Source organism: Methylobacterium sp. UNC300MFChir4.1, from assembly GCF_900110155.1.
Taxonomy (GTDB): Bacteria; Pseudomonadota; Alphaproteobacteria; order Rhizobiales; family Beijerinckiaceae; genus Methylobacterium.
On the sequence record NZ_FOCS01000028.1, the window covers coordinates 19,149 to 38,287 of the forward strand.

General features: G+C 66.3%; 14 protein-coding genes and 1 pseudogene. 8 read left to right on the forward strand and 7 right to left on the reverse strand.

The genetic code is table 11. The features are described 5' to 3' along the window. Positions 1-7: 7 nt before the first annotated feature. The 5 genes from BMY19_RS25955 to BMY19_RS25975 form a co-directional block, all read right to left on the reverse strand. Positions 8-634: an ANTAR domain-containing response regulator gene (locus tag BMY19_RS25955; protein WP_020096063.1), complete on the reverse strand. Its 627-nt coding sequence runs from the start codon at positions 632-634 to the stop codon at positions 8-10. Further along, positions 631-1,785 (reverse strand): transporter substrate-binding domain-containing protein, encoded by a 1,155-nt coding sequence (locus BMY19_RS25960; RefSeq protein WP_091928224.1) that lies wholly within the window; start codon positions 1,783-1,785, stop codon positions 631-633. Before BMY19_RS25960 ends, BMY19_RS25955 begins: the two co-directional genes overlap by 4 nt. A 110-nt stretch (positions 1,786-1,895) precedes the next feature. After that, on the reverse strand, positions 1,896-2,390 hold the full coding sequence (locus BMY19_RS25965; RefSeq protein WP_100253384.1) for a hypothetical protein: 495 nt from the start codon (positions 2,388-2,390) through the stop codon (positions 1,896-1,898). A 10-nt stretch (positions 2,391-2,400) separates the two neighbouring features. Then, positions 2,401-3,555, reverse strand: coding sequence for a zinc-dependent alcohol dehydrogenase (locus BMY19_RS25970; protein WP_100253385.1), 1,155 nt, complete (start codon positions 3,553-3,555; stop codon positions 2,401-2,403). Between the two features lie 100 nt (positions 3,556-3,655). Then, positions 3,656-4,234, reverse strand: a complete 579-nt coding sequence (locus BMY19_RS25975; protein WP_100253386.1) for a DNA-3-methyladenine glycosylase — start codon at positions 4,232-4,234, stop codon at positions 3,656-3,658. A 153-nt stretch (positions 4,235-4,387) separates the two neighbouring features. Here BMY19_RS25975 and BMY19_RS25980 point away from each other — a divergent pair, with 153 nt between their 5' ends. Next, entirely contained in the window at positions 4,388-6,112 is a 1,725-nt protein-coding gene (locus tag BMY19_RS25980; RefSeq protein WP_056524564.1) for an adenylate/guanylate cyclase domain-containing protein, read from the forward strand. Between the two features lie 122 nt (positions 6,113-6,234). Here BMY19_RS25980 and BMY19_RS25985 read toward each other — a convergent pair whose 3' ends face one another. Then, positions 6,235-7,494, reverse strand: a complete 1,260-nt coding sequence (locus BMY19_RS25985) for an MFS transporter (protein ID WP_100253387.1) — start codon at positions 7,492-7,494, stop codon at positions 6,235-6,237. A 93-nt stretch (positions 7,495-7,587) separates the two neighbouring features. Here BMY19_RS25985 and gcvA point away from each other — a divergent pair, with 93 nt between their 5' ends. Both gcvA and BMY19_RS25995 read left to right on the forward strand, forming a co-directional pair. Further along, entirely contained in the window at positions 7,588-8,475 is an 888-nt protein-coding gene (gcvA, locus tag BMY19_RS25990; RefSeq protein WP_100253388.1) for a transcriptional regulator GcvA, read from the forward strand. 210 nt (positions 8,476-8,685) lie between these two features. Then, positions 8,686-10,830: a helicase-related protein gene (locus tag BMY19_RS25995; RefSeq protein ID WP_100253389.1), complete on the forward strand. Its 2,145-nt coding sequence runs from the start codon at positions 8,686-8,688 to the stop codon at positions 10,828-10,830. Between the two features lie 279 nt (positions 10,831-11,109). Here BMY19_RS25995 and BMY19_RS26000 read toward each other — a convergent pair. Then, positions 11,110-12,797 (reverse strand): annotated as a pseudogene (locus tag BMY19_RS26000) (ISL3 family transposase). Positions 12,798-13,660: 863 nt separating this feature from the next. On the opposite strand from BMY19_RS26000, the gene tssB reads away from it, so the two are divergent. The 5 genes from tssB (at position 13,661) to tssG (ending at position 19,137) form a co-directional block, all read left to right on the forward strand. Next, positions 13,661-14,173, forward strand: a complete 513-nt coding sequence (gene tssB, locus BMY19_RS26005; RefSeq protein WP_100253390.1) for a type VI secretion system contractile sheath small subunit — start codon at positions 13,661-13,663, stop codon at positions 14,171-14,173. A 162-nt stretch (positions 14,174-14,335) separates the two neighbouring features. After that, the gene (gene tssC, locus BMY19_RS26010; protein ID WP_100253391.1) at positions 14,336-15,835 is read left to right on the forward strand and encodes a type VI secretion system contractile sheath large subunit; all 1,500 of its coding nucleotides are present in this window, start codon (positions 14,336-14,338) and stop codon (positions 15,833-15,835) included. A gap of 64 nt (positions 15,836-15,899) precedes the next feature. After that, positions 15,900-16,358 carry a type VI secretion system baseplate subunit TssE gene (tssE, locus tag BMY19_RS26015; protein ID WP_100253392.1) on the forward strand — a complete coding sequence of 153 codons (459 nt, stop codon included), beginning with the start codon at positions 15,900-15,902 and terminating at the stop codon, positions 16,356-16,358. A gap of 11 nt (positions 16,359-16,369) precedes the next feature. Then, positions 16,370-18,133, forward strand: a complete 1,764-nt coding sequence (gene tssF / locus BMY19_RS26020; protein WP_100253393.1) for a type VI secretion system baseplate subunit TssF — start codon at positions 16,370-16,372, stop codon at positions 18,131-18,133. Next, positions 18,097-19,137, forward strand: coding sequence for a type VI secretion system baseplate subunit TssG (gene tssG, locus BMY19_RS26025; RefSeq protein ID WP_051123795.1), 1,041 nt, complete (start codon positions 18,097-18,099; stop codon positions 19,135-19,137). Before tssF ends, tssG begins: the two co-directional genes overlap by 37 nt. The last annotated feature ends 2 nt before the right edge of the window (positions 19,138-19,139 follow it).

A 19,139-nucleotide genomic window follows, 5' to 3' on the forward strand; every position in this document is an offset into this window, starting at 1 on the left:
GCTGCGATCAAGTCTTTTCCGCCAACGCGATGCGCAGGCCGAGTCCGCTCATCGCCTCGTGGGCGGAGACCACGCTCTCGGCCACGCTCGCCATCGGCACACGGGCGGCGGTGGCCCGGTCCCGGAGCATCTTGTAGGCGGCGTCCTCGTCGATCCGGTTCAGGTCCACGAGCAGCCGGACCGCCTTCTCGACGGTGCGGCGGCCCTTCATGGTCTCCTCCAGCCGGTTGATCTTGCTGGTGAGCCGGCCCTCGTAACCGCGCCGGTAGCGGGCCAGGGCGAACTGGGTGAGCACGCCCCGCGGGTGGAGCGGCTTGTTGAGCACGCCGTGGGCGTTGACGTCCGCGATCGCCTTGAGCGAGGTCGGACTCTCGTAGGCCACGATGGCGATGACCGCCGGCTCGATCGCCTCGATCGACGGCAGCAGGTGCATCACCTGGGCGTCGTCGAGCTGGATGAACAGCGTGTCGATGTCGGCCGGCAGGGCGGCGGGCGGCGGCCACGCCAGGGAGACCGCGCAGCCGAGGCGGCGGAGCTGCTCCAGCAAAGCGGCGGCCTCCTCGTCCCGGGGATGGATGACGAGGGCGCGGGCGCGCCGCAGGTCGTCCAGGATCTTGCGGGCGGGGGCGGTCACGCGGCGAGCCCCTCCTCCAGCCAGTTCGTCTCGAACCGGGACCACGCGAGGTACGGGTCGGGCCGCACCGGCCGCCGCGCCCGCCAGACGACGTCGAACTGCCCGTCCGCGCGGGCGACCCCGATGCCGGGGGTGAGCCAGATGTGGCGCGTCTCGCCGTCGAAGGCGAGTTCGCCCTCCGGCGCCGCGAGGCGCTGCCGCAGGGCCGCCGCGCCGAGGCGCTCGGCGTCGAGGGTGCCGGCCTCCGCGAGCGCCCGGGCGAAGAGGTGGACCTGCGCGTAGGCGGTCTCCGACCACATGCTGGTGGGGCGCTCAGGCCCGAACCGGGCCTGGAAGGCGGCGACGAAGCGCCGGTTCTCCTCGCCGGGCAGCGCGCCGAAATACGGCGCCGCGAGGACGTGGCCGGTGCAGTGCTCGGGGCCGATCGCGCGGATCTGGCCCTCCGCCAGGGTGAGGCTGGCGATCGGGCAGCGGGCGCGGTCGATGCCGGACGCGGCGTAGGCGCGGTAGAGCCGCTCGGCGCCGCGCCCGACCACCGTGGAGAAGACCGCGTCCGGGGCGGCGTCGCGGATCGCCGCGATCATGGCGGCGTGGGCCGCGTCGTCCGCGTCGAGGGCCGCGTAGAGCTCGCCCGCGATGGTCCCGCCCTTCGCCTCGATCAGGTCGCGCATGACCCGGTTCGATTCCCGCGGGTAGATGTAGTCGGAGCCGATCAGGAAGATCCGCGGCCCGTGCTCCTGCATCAGGTAGTCGGCCAGTGCGAAGACGTTCTGGTTGAGGGTCGCGCCGGTGTAGATGATGTTCTCCGAGTACTCGAAGCCCTCGTAGATCGACGGGTACCAGAGCAGGCCGTTGTGCCGCTCCACGGTGGAGAGCACCGATTTCCGGCTCGCCGAGAGCGAGCAGCCGAACACCACCTCGACCCCGTCCTCGGCGAGCATCCGCCGGGCCAGGGTGCGGTAGGCGTCGTTGTCGCCGGCGGGGTCGTAGCAGACGGGCTCGATCGGGCGCCCGAGCACGCCGCCGGCCCGGTTGATCTCCTCGATCGCCAGGGCGGTGCCGAGGAAGTGCTCGGTCTCGGTGATGCCGCTCACCCCGCTGCGGGAGAACAGGACGCCGACCCGCCACGTCGCTTCATCCTTGGCCGCCATGGTCCCCCCGGGCTCGCCGCAGGCACCCGGGGGGCTGCGCGCCCCGCTGTCCTAGCCGAGGGAGGACCCGCCGCGAAAGCCGTTCCCCGCGCCGTCGTCCGGGGGCGGCCCTAGCGCCGCTCCGCGCGGGCGAGGCGCGAGACCAGGATCCCGAGCCCGATCGCCGCGCCGGTCAGCGCGAGCTTGCCCGCCAGCCCGGACCGGTTGTGGGCCAGCTCGGCCCGGGCGCCCATCTCGGCCGCGACGTTGGGGACGCGGCCCCGCGCGAGGTCGTCGACCACGCCCTCGACCACGTTCACCCGGTCGGCGGCCATCAGCATCAGCCAGTGCGCCCACTGGGACTCGCTGTAGCGGAACGCCTGCCGGCGGATGACGCCGCTCACGCCGCGCGGCGGGGTCGACGTGCCGACGACCGCCGGGCGGGCGTTGTACTCGATCGAGGTGAGGACCTCGACGCGCGCCCGCTGCTGCGGCGGCCGCGCCCAGTTCATGCCCCGGCTGTCGTCGCGCGCGATGTCGCGCATCGGGTAGGTCGGATCGTTCTGCGGATCCGCGTCGACGCCCCAGCCCAGGACCGTCGACGGATCGATCGGACGGTTTCTCATCGCCCCCTCCTCACGCGCGTGCCGTCGGGGGGACCAGGACCGGCTTGATGCAGTCATCGAGCTTGGCCGAGAAGAGGTGGTAGGCATCCGCGGCCTCCTCGAGGGGCACCTTGTGGGTGATCAGTTCCTTGGGGTTCAGGCGGCCCGCCTCGATATGGGCGATCAGCTTCGGCAGCAGGCGCTTCACCGAGGCTTGGTTGGCCCGGATGGTGATGCCCTTGTTCAGGACGTTGCCGATCGGGATCAGGTTGCCGGTCGGCCCGTAGACCCCGACGATCGAGACGATCCCGCCCTTCTTGACCGCGTTGATCGCCCAGTGGAGCGCCACCGCCGAGCCGCCCTCGAGCTTCAGCTTGGTCCCCATCAGGGTATGCAGGGCGCTCCCCGCCGCGTCGCCGCCGACCGCGTCGATGCAGACGTCGGCCCCGAGCGAATCGGTGGTCTTCTTCAGGAAGACCACGGGATCCCCGATCGAGCGGAAATTGTAGACCTCGGCGGGACAGTACCGCCGCGCGAAGTCGAGCCGGTACTCGACGTGGTCGATGACGATCACGCGGCCGGCCCCGAACAGCCACGCGCAGCGCGCCGCCATGATGCCGACCGGTCCGGCGCCGAAGACCACGACGGTGTCGCCGCGCTGGATCCCGCCCATCTCGGCCGCCTGATAGCCGGTCGGCACGACGTCGGTGAGCAGCACCGCGTCGTCGAGGTCTATCGTCGCGGGGATCTTGCACGGGCCGACATCGGCGTAGGGCACCCGGACGTACTCGGCCTGGCCGCCGTCGTAGCCGCCGGCGGTGTGCGAGTATCCGTAGATGCCGCCGACCGCGGTCGCCTGTGCGTTCGCCTCGTGACAGTTCCCGAACAGCCCCTGCTTGCAGAAGTGACAGCGGCCGCAGGCGATGTTGAACGGGACCAGCACGTGGTCGCCGACGGCGAGATTGCGCACGCCGGAGCCGACCTCCTCAACAACGCCCGTGAATTCGTGGCCGAACGTCGTGCCGACGCGCGTATCCGGCACCATTCCATGGTACAGGTGAAGATCAGATCCGCAGACGCAGGTTCGCGTAACTCGGATGACCGCATCCTCAACATGCTCGCACACGGGGATCGGCTTGCGATCGACGCGCACGCGGTACGGCCCGCGGTAGTTCATCGCCAGCATGCTGGGGCTCCCTCGTCCACGACCGGGGAACCGCAGGCGGATGCCCAAGTTCCCGGCGGCCGCAGCGGGGCGCGAGGTGACGCACGGCGGGTGGCCGCCCTCATCCGGCGGCCGGCCCTGCCTTCCGCGCCGGGCGGCTCACGAACCGGGAGCCGGCGAGCAGGAAGCGCCAGGGCGTCTCGGCGCCGCGGGTGATGCCGATGCGCCGGTCGCTGACCACGTCGCCGCCCCCGGAATCGCCCGCGGCGCGGGGCTCGAACCGGAACGGCGCCCGCGCGAGGGGCGCCCCGTCGAGCGCGTCGGTGACGCCGAGGGCTTGGCAGAGGCGGCCGGGGCCGGCGCAGAGGAGGCGCGGATCCTCCAGGCCGCGGCGCGCCCGCATCGCGGGAAGCCCCTCGGTCGGCGCGAGGGCCCGGAGCAGCACGGCGCTGCCGGGCTCGCAGACGAGGTTCAGGCACCAGTGCATCCCGTAGGAGCGGTACACGTAGGCGTGGGCCGGCGGGCCGAACATGCTGGCGTTGCGCCGGGTCGGGCCGCGGAAGCTGTGGGAGGCCGGATCGGTGCTGTCGTAGGCCTCGGTCTCGACGATGATCCCGCCGGCCGCGCCGACGAACAGGTGGGCGCCGATCAGGTCGGAGGCCACCGCGGCGGCGCTACGGGCGAAGAAGGTGTCCAGCATCGGTGCTCCGGCGCGGGCGGCCCCGCGCGATCCGCGTCGCCGGGATCCGGCGAAACGCGGGCGATTAGAAATAAATCGGACGCAACGGAAGTCTTGCTGGTACGAGGGGCCCGTGAATGGCGGGCCCAGAACCGATCCCCTCGGACCTCCAGCATGGTGCGCACAGCCTCGATCGCGACGCTCCGGTCCGCCGAGTCGGGCGCGCAACCCCGGTCGGCCCCGCGCGCCGCGCGCCTGCGCCTGAACCTGCGGCGCCTCCGGCTGGCCAGCGGCCTGATCCTGTTCGGCTACGTGCTGACCCACCTGCTGAACCACGCCCTGGGCAACGTCTCCCTCGACGCCATGGAGGATGGCCTCGACCTCGTCACGGCCGTCTGGCTCAACCCCGTCGGCCTGACGCTGCTCTACGGCGCCCTGGTGGTCCACCTGCTGCTCGGGCTCCAGGCCCTCTACGCGGCCCGCTTCTTCCACTGGCGGCCGTCCGAGACCCTGCAGCTGGTCTCGGGCCTGCTGATCCCGCCGCTGCTCATCAGCCACATCGTCGGGACCCGGGTCTCCTTCGTCACCGAGGGGCTCGACAAGGGCTACGCGCAGGAACTCTACGCCTTCTGGATCGCCTCGCCGATCCTCGGCCTGATGCAGGTCACGGTCCTGGTCGTCGCCTGGATCCACGGCTGCATGGGCCTGTATTTCTGGCTGCGGCTGAAGCCCGGCTTCGACCGCATGGCGCCCTGGCTGCTGGCGCTCGCGGTGCTGGTGCCGGTCCTGTCGCTGCTGGGCTTCGCGCAGGGCGGCCGGATGGTCATGACCCTGGCGCAGGATCCGGCGTGGCGCGCGGCGGCGCTCCAGCCGGTCCATGTCGGGCTGCCCGACCAGGTGGCGCGGCTCGCCGCCGTCCGGGACGGGCTGCTCGGGACCTACGCGGGCCTCGTGGCGGCGGTGATCGCGGCCCGCGGCGCGCGGACGCTCGCCGAGATCAAGCGCGGCACGATCCGGCTCAGCTACCCGGACGGACGGGTGGTGCGGGTACCCCGCGGCACGAGCGTCCTGGAGGCGAGCCGGCGCAACCGGATCCCCCACGCCAGCGTCTGCGGCGGCCGCGGCCGGTGCTCGACCTGCCGGATCCGGGTGACGGACGGCAGCGACGGGGCGCCGGCGCCCGGCCGCACCGAGCGGGCGGTGCTGGAGCGCATCGCGGCCGGCCCGGGGGTGCGCCTCGCCTGCCAGTTCCGGCCGGAGACCGACATGGCCGTGGTGCCGCTGCTGCCGCCGCAGCCGCGGATGCGCCAGGCCGACCTGCTCGACCGGGCGCAGTCCGGCGAGGAGCGCTTCATCGTGGCGATGTTCGTCGACCTGCGCGGCTCGACACGGCTCGCCGAGGAGCGCCTGCCCTACGACACGGTGTTCATCATCAACCGCTTCCTCGGCGCGGTCGGCGACGCCGTCCGCGAGGCCGGCGGCTCGACCAACCAGTTCCTCGGCGACGGCCTGCTGGCCCTGTTCGGCCTGGAGACGGAGGCCGAGGCGGCCGCCCGGGAGGCCCTGAGGGCGATCGACCTCATCGCCGAGTCGGTCGACACGCTGAACGGGCTCCTGGCGGCCGACTTGGAGCACACCCTCCGGTACGGGATCGGCGTGCATGCCGGCCCGGCGATCGTCGGCGAGATGGGCGACGCCACCGACGCCCGGTTCACGGCGCTCGGCGACACCGTCAACGTCGCGGCCCGGCTCCAGGGCCTGACCAAGGTCCTCGGCTGCGTGGCGGTGGTGTCGGAGGCGGTCTACGCGGCGGCCCGCGTGGCGCCGGCGGAGATCCGGGACGTGGCGGTGGACGGCCGGTCCGAGGCCGTCCGGGTCAGCACCCTCGGAAACGCCTGACGCGAACGTCGTTGCGAGCGGAGCGAAGCAATCCAGAGTGGTACCGCGGTTCTCGGCGTCGCGCATCCCCGGGTCGCTTCGCTGCGCGCGCGATGACGGGTGATCCGAGCGGACGGCGCGCCTCAGGCCCGCTGCCGGTGCGCCGCCCCGAGGCGCGGCGCCAGGGCCAGCATCAGCGGCACCACGGCGAGCGCCGTCCCGGCCGCCGCCACGGCCGCCCAGTGCGGGCCGGCCGCGTCGCCGAGCCGCCCGTAGAGCAGCGGTGCCGCCAGCGCGCTGCCGCCGAGCGTCCAGGTGTAGAACACCGCGAAGGCCCGCTCGACCCGGCCGCCGGGCGCCAGCTCCGGGACGGTCCCGTAGAGGACCGACGAGGTGCCGTTCAGCATCACGCCGAGCAGCGGCAGCAGGATCAGCCCGGGGGCCAGCGGCAGCACGATCACCGCCAGGATCGCCAGTGCCGTCCCGGTCTCGGTGAGGATCACGGTCCGGGTCACGCCGAGGCGTTCCCCGAGGCGCCCGCAGACCGCCTTGCCGAGCGCGCCGCCGACGAAGACCAGCGACAGGGCGAGGCCGACCGTGGTCAGCGCCGCGCCCTTCTCCTGCAGCAGGAACGGCAGGTAGAGCAGGAAGGCCGGCCGCGCGGCGTTGTCGAGCATGCCGATGGCGACGAGCAGCCGGAAGCCCGTGCCGCTCCCCGACCCGGTCGCGGACGCATGGGGCGCCGGCCGCGCAGCGGCGCCGCCGCTGCGTGAGGCCGGATCACGCGGCAGCAGGCGCGCGACCGCGAGCGCGACCACGATCCCGGCGCCGGCGATCACCCAGAGCGCGTGCCGCCAGCCCGTCAGGGTCAGCAGCAGGCCGACCAGAGGCGGGACCGCCGCCTTCCCGAGATCGCCGGTGAAATTGTAGGTGCCGAGCGGGCCGCGGGCGCCGGGCCCGTAGGCCCGGGCGATCACCGCGGACGCCAGGGGATGCTGGGTGCTGCTGCCGGCGCCGCCGAGCAGGAGCCCGATCCCGAGCCCGACGAGGCCGCCCGAGGCGCCGGCGATCGCGTAGCCGGCCGCGCTGAGCACGGTGCCGAGCACCAGCACGGTGCGGGCACCCCAGGCCTGCGCGAGGCGGCTCGCCGGCATCTGCAGCGCCGCCAGGGCGCCGTTGTAGAGGGAGCGCAGGAACGCCAGGGCGACGTAGTCGAGGCCGAACTCCGCCTGCCAGACCGGCAGCAGCACGTAGATCAGGTCCGTGTAGCCGTCGTGCAGGGCGTGGTTCACGCCGGTGGCCACCAGCGTGCGCCGGGCGTCCGGCAGGGACGCGGCCCGGGAGGACGCGGTTTCGGAAGACGCAGTTTCGGAAGACGCGGTCAGATCGGACGCGACGGACATCCAGCCATCCTTCGTGGTGCGACATCAGGATGGCGCCCTGGCCCGGAGCTGACAAACGACTTATGCTGACGCTCGCGTGAGGAAACCTGACCCGTGCACCGTCGCCTGCCGCCCCTCAACGCCGTGAAGGCCTTCGAGGCGGCCGCGCGGCACGGGAGCTTCACCCGCGCGGCGGACGAGCTGCGGGTCACCCACGGGGCGGTCAGCCGGCACGTCCAGGCGCTGGAAGGCTGGCTCGGGCTGCCGCTGTTCGAGCGCCACAACCGGCGCGTGGTCCTCACCGAGGCCGGCACGGCCTACGCCACCGAGATCGGCGCCGCCCTCGACCGCATCGCCCTGGCCACCGCCCGGCAGGCCGAGCGCGGACGGCCGCGCCTGCTGCACGTGAACGCGCTGGCGACCTTCACACTCCGCTGGCTGATCCCGCGCCTGTCGGGCTTCCAGCGGGCCAACCCGTCGATCGAGGTGCGGCTGACCACCTCGAACGTGCCCCTCGCCAGCCTGGCGGAGCCGTTCGACGTGGCGATCCGGGGCGGGCCGGACAGCCGGCCGGGCCACCGCGCCGAGCCGTTCCTGTCCGAGCGGCGCATCCCGGTCTGCAGCCCGGACCTGCTGCGCCGGCTGCCGCTCCGGGTGCCGGAGGATCTCCGGCAGCACACGCTGCTGCACGCCGCGACGCTGCCGCGGGTCTGGCCCGACTGGCTGCGGGCGGCGGGCGTCCCGGACCTGGCGCCGCGGGCCACGGTGACGCTGGAGCATTTCTACCTGACCCTCCAGGCCGCCCTCGACGGGCTCGGCGTCGCCATGGGGCCCGAGCGGCTGATCGCCGACGACGTCGCGGCCGGGCGCCTGACCCTGCCCTTCCCGGGCCCCGCCCTGCCCGCGCGGAGCTACTACACCTACATCCCCGAGCCGCGGGCGGAGGATCCGGCGGTCCGGGCCTTCTGCGGCTGGCTCGCCGAGGCGGCGCGGCATCCGTAACGCTCCGTCATCGCGAGCGCAGCGAAGCGACCCAGGGCGGCGCGCCTTCCGTCCGGAGGGCACCGACTGGATTGCTTCGCTGCGCTCGCAAAGACGGCGGAGACGCGCATCAGGGATGGCGTGCCGCCTCCGTCCGGCGCATGGATCGGATCCGGAACGCCCCCGACCGCGTCGGGGTTGGCGTCAGACGCTTCTGCCGAAGGTGACCGCATGGCGCGCAAGCGTCTCCGCCCGACGATCGAGAGCCTGATCGAGTCCCTGGGGCGGCTCGGCGTCGCCCCGGAGGCGGTCGACCTCGACCGGCTGCTCGCCCAGCTCGACCTGCCCGATTACGGCGCCGAGGTCGACGACGACCGCGTCGCCCGGGCGCTCCGGGAGATGCGGGCCGCCCGGGCCTTCGCGGAGACCGGCGTCCCGGCGATCCGGAAGGCGATCCCCAATCTCCGGGCCGTGGTCACCAAGGACCACCGCATCACCTGGCTGATCCGGACCGAGATCCCGCTCCTCGACAACGGCCGCCTGGACCTGCGCCTCGACGTGGCCCCCGAGCCGGAGGCGGCCGAGATCCTCGCCCGCATGGCCGCGCGGAACGACCCGACGCACCGCCTGGAGGCCCTGCGCGATGCCGTGGCGCGCACGGCCCTCCAGGCGACCCGCGCCCTGCACAAGCCGGTCGACCGGCTGCGGGCGCAGCTCCTCGTCGACCTGCGCGAGGTCGGGGCGGACGCCGCCGCCTACATCGCCCACATGGACCGCTCGCTCCGGTCGCGGGTCTTCACGTACGGCCCGAAGTTGGCCCGCGGCCTCAACGACACGCTCACCCCCGTCCGCCGCCACGCCAAGGCGGTGGCGCGCGAGGGCTCGCGCCTGCGGCGGCTGCGCGATCAGGTCGGCTTCGGCGCCTATATCGAGCGGTTCACCGCCGCCCGGCGCCTCGACCGGAAGATCGTGTTCCACATGGGGCCGACCAATTCCGGCAAGACCTACGCGGCGCTCCAGCACCTGACGGCGGCCGAGACCGGGGCCTACCTCGCGCCGCTCCGGCTGCTGGCGCTGGAGAACTACGAGACCCTGCGCGAGCGGGGCCTGCGCGCGGGCATGATCACCGGCGAGGAAGTGCTGGGCGAGGCCGACCCGACCCACACCGCCCGCACCATCGAGACCGCCGACCTGACCCGGCCGATCGACGTCGCGGTGATCGACGAGATCCAGATGCTGTCGGACCCCGACCGCGGCTGGGCCTGGACCAACGCGCTGTTCGGCGTCGCGGCGCGGACCGTGATCGTCTGCGGCTCGGACGACGCCCTGTCGTATGTCCGCCGCGCCGCCGAGGCCGCCGACGAGTCCCTGGAGGTGATCCCCTTCACCCGGAAGTCGCCGCTCCTGCTGCTGGAGGAGCCGGTGCCGCTGGAGAAGGTCGAGGCCGGGGACGCGGTCGTCGCCTTCTCGCGCCGGGCCGTGCACGAGAACCGCGAGGTCCTCGTCGCCCGCGGCCACCGGGTCGCGACGATCTACGGCGCCCTCTCGCCGGAGGTCCGCCGGGCCGAGGCCGCCCGCTTCCGCTCCGGCGAGGCCAACGTGCTGGTGACCACCGACGCGATCGGCATGGGGCTCAACCTCGGCCCGCTCAAGCGGATCGTGTTCTCGGCGGTGCGCAAGTGGGACGGGACCGCCGAGCGGCCGCTGACCCATTCCGAGATCCGGCAGATCGCCGGCCGGGCCGGCCGCTACGGCCACCAGGATGTCGGCTACGTTGCGGCGACCGACCCGTACGCCGCCGAGCCGATCCGCATCGCCCTCTCGGGCGCCCCGACGGCGCCCGCGGCCGACACGCGCTTCTACGTCCGCCCGGATCTCGGGGCGATCCGCTCGGTGGCCGAGGAGATGCGCACGCACAGCCTGCACGAGGTGCTGACCCACTTCGCCCGGGCGACCTTCTACGCGGGCTCGCCGTTCCAGCCCTCGGCCCTGGAGGAGGTGCTGGAGGTCGCCCGGATCGTCGACCGGGCGCGGCTGCCGATCGAGGAGAAGTTCGCCTTCTCGGTCTGCCCGATCGACCGGCGCGACGAGATCGCCATGGGCCTGCTGGAGCGCTGGTGCCAGGCGCGCGCCGCCGGCCTCACGGTCCCGGCTCTGCGCGGCAACCTCTCGGGCGCGCTCGACTACCAGGAGCGGACCGTGAAGCTCGCCAGCGCCTATCTGTGGCTGTCGCGGCGCTTCCCTGAGACCTTCGACGACGTGGACGCCATCCGCCACATGCGCGGCCGGGCCAACGACGCCATCGAGCATCACCTGCGCGAGACCGCGACCCGCAAGGCCGAGCGGCGCAGCCGGCGACCTGTCGGGGCGCGGTGAGACGCGGCATCGGGCCATGAAAAAAGCCCGCTGCGCGTTCGGCGCAGCGGGCTTTGTCAGATGACGTTGGTTGCGGGTCCCCGCAACACCCGATCTCGGCGCAATCCGGCGATTCGTTCTGAGCACAGATCGTTGGTTACGAGGGAATGCAACGCTCTATTCTCGCGACTGATCGAAAGAGTTATACCGAAATTACCGGAGTAGCCTCTCAACCCGAGACAGGCTCAACTCCCTTTTGGACGTGCTTCGGTTCAGTGGCTCTTCGTCATTTCGTGTGGGTCAAGGAGCCAGAAGCACGCGACGGCGTAGAAGGTCGAAGCCGGCCCGGCCGTACATCAGTCGCTTGATCAGCTTCAGTTTCGTCATCTGGGCCTCGGACTGAGTGTTGCTCCACGGCATCGTCAACGCTGCCCTTACCGCGGCAGCATCAACGACGAGCCCGCTGGCCAACGTCTGCGCGGCTCGGATGCCGCTCGCCTTCGCCTCGACGATCCAAGCCTCGAACTCCGCCAGGCGTCGATCGCCATGTGCGGACGATCCGTTCCCCTTCCTCCCGGCCTCGCGTACGAACACGACGAAGCGCTGGATGAGCCCGTGTAGCGTGGCCGCGTCGGGATCCTACACGATGCGCGCGAGAAGCGCGCTATCAGCCGGGCTCAGCCGGTCCGGCGCCACCGTCATGATCCAGGCGAGGACCTTCGATCCCGGCAGTTGCTCGCGCCGCGCCGGCAGCTCGGCCGAGCCGGGGCCGTCATGCCGGGGATGGCGTCACGCCAGCGTCGGGGTGTGGTGATCGCGACCTTCGTCCGTCGACTCTGCAGCCATTTGTGGACCTGCCGCGAGCCGCCCGCGTAACCGTGTTCGCGCAGCTCTCGCAGGAGCTGCAATCCGTTCTCGCAGCCCTCGGCACGGCGGCGCTTGAGATAGGCCAGCCAGGGGTCGAGCTGACTCGATCCGATCCGCCGTTCGCCATGTTCCGGGGGCCTATCCATGGAGGCGTAGCGCCTCACCGTTGCCGGTGCCAGAGGGATCGCGCGCGATCGCCATGATCGACTCGCCGGCCGCGCGGCGGCGCTGGACCTGTGCATGACGCACGGCTCTCCAACGTTGTGCCTCCTGCGCGGCAGCTTGATCTGTGCGGCTGCGTGGAAGGCGTGGTCGCGGGCGTAATCAGGAGCGGGAGCCGCCGAGCCGGAGGGGACGGGAATGGCACGCAAGCGGGCATGAGCGCCGACCAACCAGCGCTCCAGCATCTGGCGCGCGTTCAGAAGGAAATGCCAGCGATCTGCGACTTGCTATGCACGCGGGACGACAGCCTGGGCCGCACGCGGGTCGCCTGTCGAGCGATCTCGTGCGACGATCTCCAGATCGGTGTGTAACGCCAGCCAAGCCTCGAAGGTCGCCGAGTTGCGGTCGGGCAGAAGATAGATGGCACGATGATGGTCGAGGTCGACGACGAGCGTGCCCCAGGCGCGCCCACGACGCCAGGCCCAGTCGTCGACACCGATTGCCCGCGCTCGTGCAACGCGCGGCAGGGGCGCGGCGTGCATGAGGCGCAGCAGCGTCGAGGCGCTCGTCGGCATGGAGAGATTTGCCAGCAGGCGCGCACCGGCTCGAGCGTTGATGGCCAAGCCGACGCGCTGCTGGGCCTTGGCGACGCGTCGGGTTCGTCGGGCGTGCGAAGCCAAGAGAGAAGAGGCAGGAGAGCAGAATGCCCGGGGACAGGAGGGGTTGAGGCAGCGCAGACGCCGGACGGTGAGGTCGAGCTGAACGGCTCGTCCAAGGGAGGGTAGATCGGCGGGGTGCCGCTGATAGGAGCCGTGACGGGCGGTGCTCAGCGTGCCGCAGACGGGTCATCGTCTTGCGCAGCGGCAGCCGCGAACGTGCATGACAACGCCCGCCTCATGCCGGTCTTCGATGGAGAGTACCCGGCAGCCGGGAACCTCGTGCAGCCGCGTCATCGCCAAGCTCCGTCCTTCTCACACGAACGGAGAACGCACGGGGAAGCCACACGAAATGACGAAGAGCCTTTTACGGGGCAAGTCCAAACTGCGACTGGATCAACGCGCTGGAGTGAGAGAACCGTGAACTCCGACAAGCCAATGAGATCCTGAGGAAGACATCGGGCTATTTTGCCCCGGTGGAGTTCGACCGCTGGGACGGCGTAGCGTAACCGAAAGGGCCTCCGACAAACCCGGTGCGGCTCAGGGGGCTGTGAAAGCAGTGCGGACTGAGAGAAGCCAAGCGGATCTGGGCGCAGCAGTACCAGTTAAATAGATTAGACCAAGTTCGAACGTCGATCACAGAATACACTAGTTAGGCATTTCTATGGCCCATTGACATACACCAGTCAAAATCATCGCTGAATTTTAATCTATTCGGCAATGATTTATCTTGAAAGAGAGCTAAACCTCTGAACTATATTCCGAATAGCTTGTGATACAAAAGATATAAAATGAATTAATAATCTCGATTTTCCTTTTATACAAATCCAAAAAAGGAATTAACGAAAGGTTTTTTCTGCGCTCACCTTCTTGCGACTCAACCTAACACGTGATTTAACATAAAAGAGCCAGTACGAGCTACATAGCCAATGCCCATACTGTATTTCTAGAAGATTTTTACTGATATAGAAAATCATACACTTTAACTTGTGCGCAAGAATAAAGTTTTATGCCATCGAAAACCCGAACCGGCAATAATAGATATAGCTTAATAAGCTCTTACAAAACATATTATGAAGTTCTCAAGAAGCACAACGCCAGATGTGAATGAGCGAACGTTTTGTAAGCAGCTGTGCTTAGCTCGCTAATACTGAAGGAACGACACGATGATTGAAAAAGAAGGATCTATTGCTCCGAAAGAACGTATAAATATTCGATATGTCCCTGCGACGACGGGGCAAATATCTGAGGCGGAGTTGCCGCTCAAGCTCGTCGTACTCGGAAATTTTCTCGGGAAAGCGGACACGACGCCCGTCGAAGAGCGAAGAATGATTAGTGTCGATAAAAATACCCTATCGACAGTCATGAACGAATCTGGAATTCAAAAGACGATTACTGTTCGCAACGTTCTCGATGAGCATAATGGCGGCACAGCCCTAAGCGTCAATTTGAAATTTGAGTCGTTTAAAGATTTCGATCCGGACTCCCTGGTTCAGCAAGTGCCAGAGCTTATGAAAATGATGCAGTTGCGCGAGGCGCTGATTGCGCTGAAGGGACCACTGGGAAATATGCCGGCCTTTCGTAAGCGTATGCAGCAGATCCTCGAAAATGAGGAGAGCCGCAACCGGCTGATTGCCGAACTGGAAGCGCTTCATCAGGAGGATGCGAACGCATCCTGAAATACCGTCCGAGCGCAAGTCCGTATCTAATCGATATGGAAACAGTATAATAATGTTTCGATATAGACACGGATGGGCTAAATCTAACCGACTGTCGTCGAGCAAATTTTACAGAATTGTGGCTTGATCTCCATCTCCCCAATACGATCTCAAGAGGACATTATGGATACTCTGGTTTCAGCACCGTCATCCCAGAGGATTCCGAATGAGTCTGAATCCCTACTTGAGCAGATTATGGAGGAGACTCGGATCCATCCAGGGGAGGAGGGGTACGATGTTGCGCGCATGGGCGTGCAGGCATTTATCGCTGACCTTTTGAAATCGGATGAACATAGCCAGAAGATCAACAAAATCCTTGTTGATCGGATGATCGTTGAAATCGATAAAAAAATCAGCGCGCAAGTCGACGAAATCCTACACCACCCGGAATTCCGGGAGTTAGAGGCGACTTGGCGTAGTCTTAAAATTCTCGTTGACCGCACCGATTTTCGAGAAAATATAAAGATTGAATTATTGTCGGCTTCGAAGCAAGAACTGCTTGACGATTTTGAGAACGCGCCAGAAGTAGTGCAGTCAGGCCTGTACAAACAAGTCTACTCCTCGGAGTACGGCCAATTCGGTGGCGAACCGGTTGGCGCGATGATTGCGAATTTCGATTTCGGCCCGTCCGTTCCGGACCTTAAACTCCTTCAGTACTCGGCATCCGTAGGGGCCATGGCGCATGCTCCGTTCATTGCGGCAGCGGCTCCGCAGATGTTCGCGATTGATAGCTACCTTGAACTTCCCAATGTCCGCGATCTGGCCTCAGTCTTCGAGGGTCCTCGCTATCGTAAATGGAACGCATTGCGAGAGAGTGAAGATAGCCGCTATATCGGCCTTACAGGACCACGATTTCTTCTGCGTCAGCCTTACCATCCGATAGATAATCCCGTACATAGCTTCGTATACAGCGAAGATGTCACTTCACATCATGAAAACTATTTATGGGGTAATACCGCTTTCCTTTTAGCATCACGCATAACTGACAGTTTCGCGAAATATCGTTGGTGCCCCAATATTATTGGTCCGAGATCCGGTGGCGCGGTCCGCGATCTGCCTATTCACGTCTACGAGTCGCTGGGGCAGATCGAGGCCAAAATTCCGACTGAGGTGTTGATTACCGACCGCCGAGAATACGAGTTGGCCGAACTCGGTTTCATTGCGCTGACCATGCGCAAAGGCTCGGACAACGCGGCATTTTTCTCAGCTAACACGATTCAGAAGCCGAAACGGTTTCCCGGGACCAAAGAAGGCAAAGCGGCTGAGACCAATTATAAGCTCGGCACACAGCTTCCTTATCTCTTCATTGTCAACCGGCTCGCTCATTACATCAAAGTTCTGCAGCGCGAGCAGATCGGCTCATGGAAAGAGCGAGCGGATCTTGAGCGTGAGCTCAATATCTGGTTGCGTCAGTATATTGCCGATCAGGAGAACCCACCTTCCGAGGTTCGGTCAGTCCGTCCCCTAAGGGATGCTAGCGTCCAGGTCAGCGATGTTGAGGGAGATCCGGGTTGGTACCAGGTGACGCTGAAAGTTCGGCCGCATTTCAAATACATGGGTGCAAATTTTGAGTTGTCGCTCGTTGGCAAGCTCGACAAGTCTGATGCCACGACGAATACTTGATATAAAGCCGTATTATATACGGGTTTAACCCGTCTTCCCTAGCGCATCGGGCCACCGGTTGACTATGACCTCGCGCAAATCTGTGATGGCATCGGCGTCGCGCCTGCGCATCTTGAACGGAAGCCTCTTTGATCGCCTCGTGGCGGACGAAGAGGATATCGGGCACCTCTTCGGGATGGATGTCGATGGGGCGCAGATCGCTTCGATCAAAAGCAATCTCGGCCGCGTGCTCAACCTTCGCGCGGGCGGCGCAGCCGCCAACCCCGGGTTGGGCATCATCGATATGAACGACGGGACGGTCCGCTCCAACGACATGATCCGGCAGATCGCCGAGTCGATCCGCGGTTGCATCGTGATGGGTGAGCCGCGGATCGCTGATGTACGGGTCGGCTACATCGCCGCAACCGACGAGCCCTTAAGCCTGCGCTTCCGCATCACAGCGCGCATCGGCAAAGCTGAAGCCGAATCCTCCGCTGAATTCGATCTGTGCTTGAACAACGATCGTCGCTTTATTTTGAGTTGAGTGTAAGGGCGATGGCAGGTCTATTCCATGATGAGCTCAGTTATTTGCGAGAGTCCGGAAAAGAATTCTCGCGTCTGAACCCGAAGCTTTCGAAGTATCTTTCTGAGAGCAGTACGGATCCGGACGTGGAGCGACTGCTAGAGGGGTTTGCGTTCCTGACCTCACGCGTCAGGGAAAAGATCGAAGACGATCTGCCTGAACTCACCCATTCGCTCGTGCAGTTGCTGTGGCCCAATTTCCTCCGGCCCTTCCCTCCGACCTGCCTCATGCAATTCCGGCCGATCCGCGGCACAATCACCGAAGCCCATATCATTCCGCGGGGGATGGCGATGCGCGCCCGGCCGATTGAGGGTGGATCGTGCGACTTTCGCACGACGGCGGACTGTCTTGTTTACCCGGTCGAACTGACCGACGCGGCGCATACCCGCACGCAAGATCGATCTCAGCTTACCTTGAGCTTTGCGATGCTGAGCGGACGCACGGTAGGCAGCGTCAACTTCTCAGATTTGCGCCTTTGGTTCACGGGTGACGCGATCGTCGCGCAGACCCTGTATCTCTGGTGCCTACGCTATCTCCTGGCCTTGCACTTCACGACGCCGGACGGGCGGCGGGTGAGGCTGCCGAATACCGGCGTAAGGGCCGGTGGCTTCGCCTTCGACGAGACGTTGCTACCTAGCGCATCGACGGCATTCGATGCCTATCGGCTGCTCCAGGAGTTCTTCGTCTTTCCCGACAAATTCCACTGTGTCGATCTCAACGGGCTCGCGGCGGCGGCGGCGGGCAGCGAGGCTGAGGAATTCGGGCTGGACCTGGAGTTCGAGCGACCACTGCCCACTCATGTGAAATTACGCGCCGACAACGTACGTTTGTTCTGTTCGCCCGCCGTCAACCTGTTCGAGACCGATGCGGAGCCAATCGCTGTCGATCATCGCAAAGTGCAATACCGGGTCAGGCCGTCCGGAAATGACCACGTAGCCTGTGAAATCTTTTCCATCGACAATGTCGTCGGCTTTCGCGGTTCCGAGAAGGATAGACGTTTCCAGATCGAGCGCGCCTACCCTGCCTTCGAATCGTTCCATCACGAAGTCGAAATGGCCTCGCGGCGAGAGCAGGTCTATTATCGTCAACGCCTAACGCCGGCGGCAAACGAGACCGGGTTCGAGCACGCAATCACCTTCGTGCTGCATGACGGCGAGCAGGCGGTGCCTGCCGAAGAGGCGATGAGCATCCGGCTGACCTGCTTCAACCGAACGAGGGCGGTCGAACTGGCCATCGGCGACATCGACCTCGCGACCGATTCGAGTCCATCCTTTATCGAATTCTCAAACATAACGCGGCCGACAGCACCAGTTTATCCGCCGATTGATGGCGCATTGAACTGGAACCTTATCTCCAATCTGTCGCTCAATTATATGTCGCTCTTGGACAAGAACGCTCTCGGTGTGATCCTGCAGATCTACGACTACCGATCGCTGACCGATCGGCAGGCAGAGCGGGCAGCGCGTCTGCGTCTCGGCGGCATCCGTAACCTGAGCACCCGGCCAGTGGACATGTTGTTCAAAGGGCGCCCGATTCGCGGAATCCGCTCAATCCTCACCCTCGATGAGACATGCTTCCAGTCAGAGGGGGAGATGTATCTCTTCGGTAGCATCCTCAAGGAATTCATCGCCATCAGCACGACCACCAATTCGTTTCACGAATTGGAATTGCGCGGCGAGAACAACGGCGAGATTTATAGATGGCCAGCGACAATCGGCCGTCAGCCGTTGATCTGATCCGCGCCGAGGCCGAGGCGCAGGCTCCAACCTACGCCTTCTATCGCCTTGTGCAGATGATCCAAGACGCCCTCGACGACGGACGCGAGGTCGGCACGCATCTCCTGCCAGCCAAGGAAAGGATTATCTTTGAAGTCGATAACGGCTTGGGTTTTCCACTCTCGGACGTGGCCGGCGTGCGGCTACTCGACCCGGCCTGCAACGGTGCGCGGGCGGATTCGCCGCCGTGCTTTGTAATCACTGTCACTTTCCTCGGGCTGCACGGTTCGGGATCGCCGCTGCCGTCCTATTATGTCGAGCAGATCGCCGGCTACGATCCGAAGGGGTCGGTGCTGACAGATTTCTTCAACTTCTTTCACAATCGTCTAGTCGGACTTCTGCATCGCGGCTGGCGCAAATATCGGTATCACATACGATACCGTCCCGGCGGGGAGGATGACTTTTCTCGAAGAATCTACTCTCTCTTCGGCCTCTACGATGCGCGATTGAGATCCGACTCTGGAATTTATTGGCCACGGCTGTTGTGCTTTGCTGGAGTCTTGGCGAGTCGGAACCGCTCGCCCGCCGTGCTTTCCACCATCATTCGGCACACGTTCCGGCTCGAAAGAGTCTCGATCGAGGAATGGGTGCGACGCCGGGTGCCGATCCCCGAGCACCAGAAATGGGGCCTCGGCGGCGCCAATTCCCGCCTGGGCGAGGGAACCATCTCGGGCGATCGCGCCCCCGACTATCAGGGTAAGATCCGGGTGGTCATTCACGATCTCGACGACCGGCGCTTCCGGGATTTCCTGCCTCGCGGACAGGAGCATCGGCGGCTCCGCAACCTCGTGGAATTCATGCTCCGCGATCAGTTCGCTTACGATTTCAAGCTGTGCCTGCGTCTCCGTGCCACCCAGCCGATCACATTGACGCGCGACGATCCCGGCCGGCTCGGCTGGTCGAGCTTTCTGGGCGACGGACGGCGTGACGAGGAACGGGTCGTCGTGATCACGGCGAGGGCATGAGG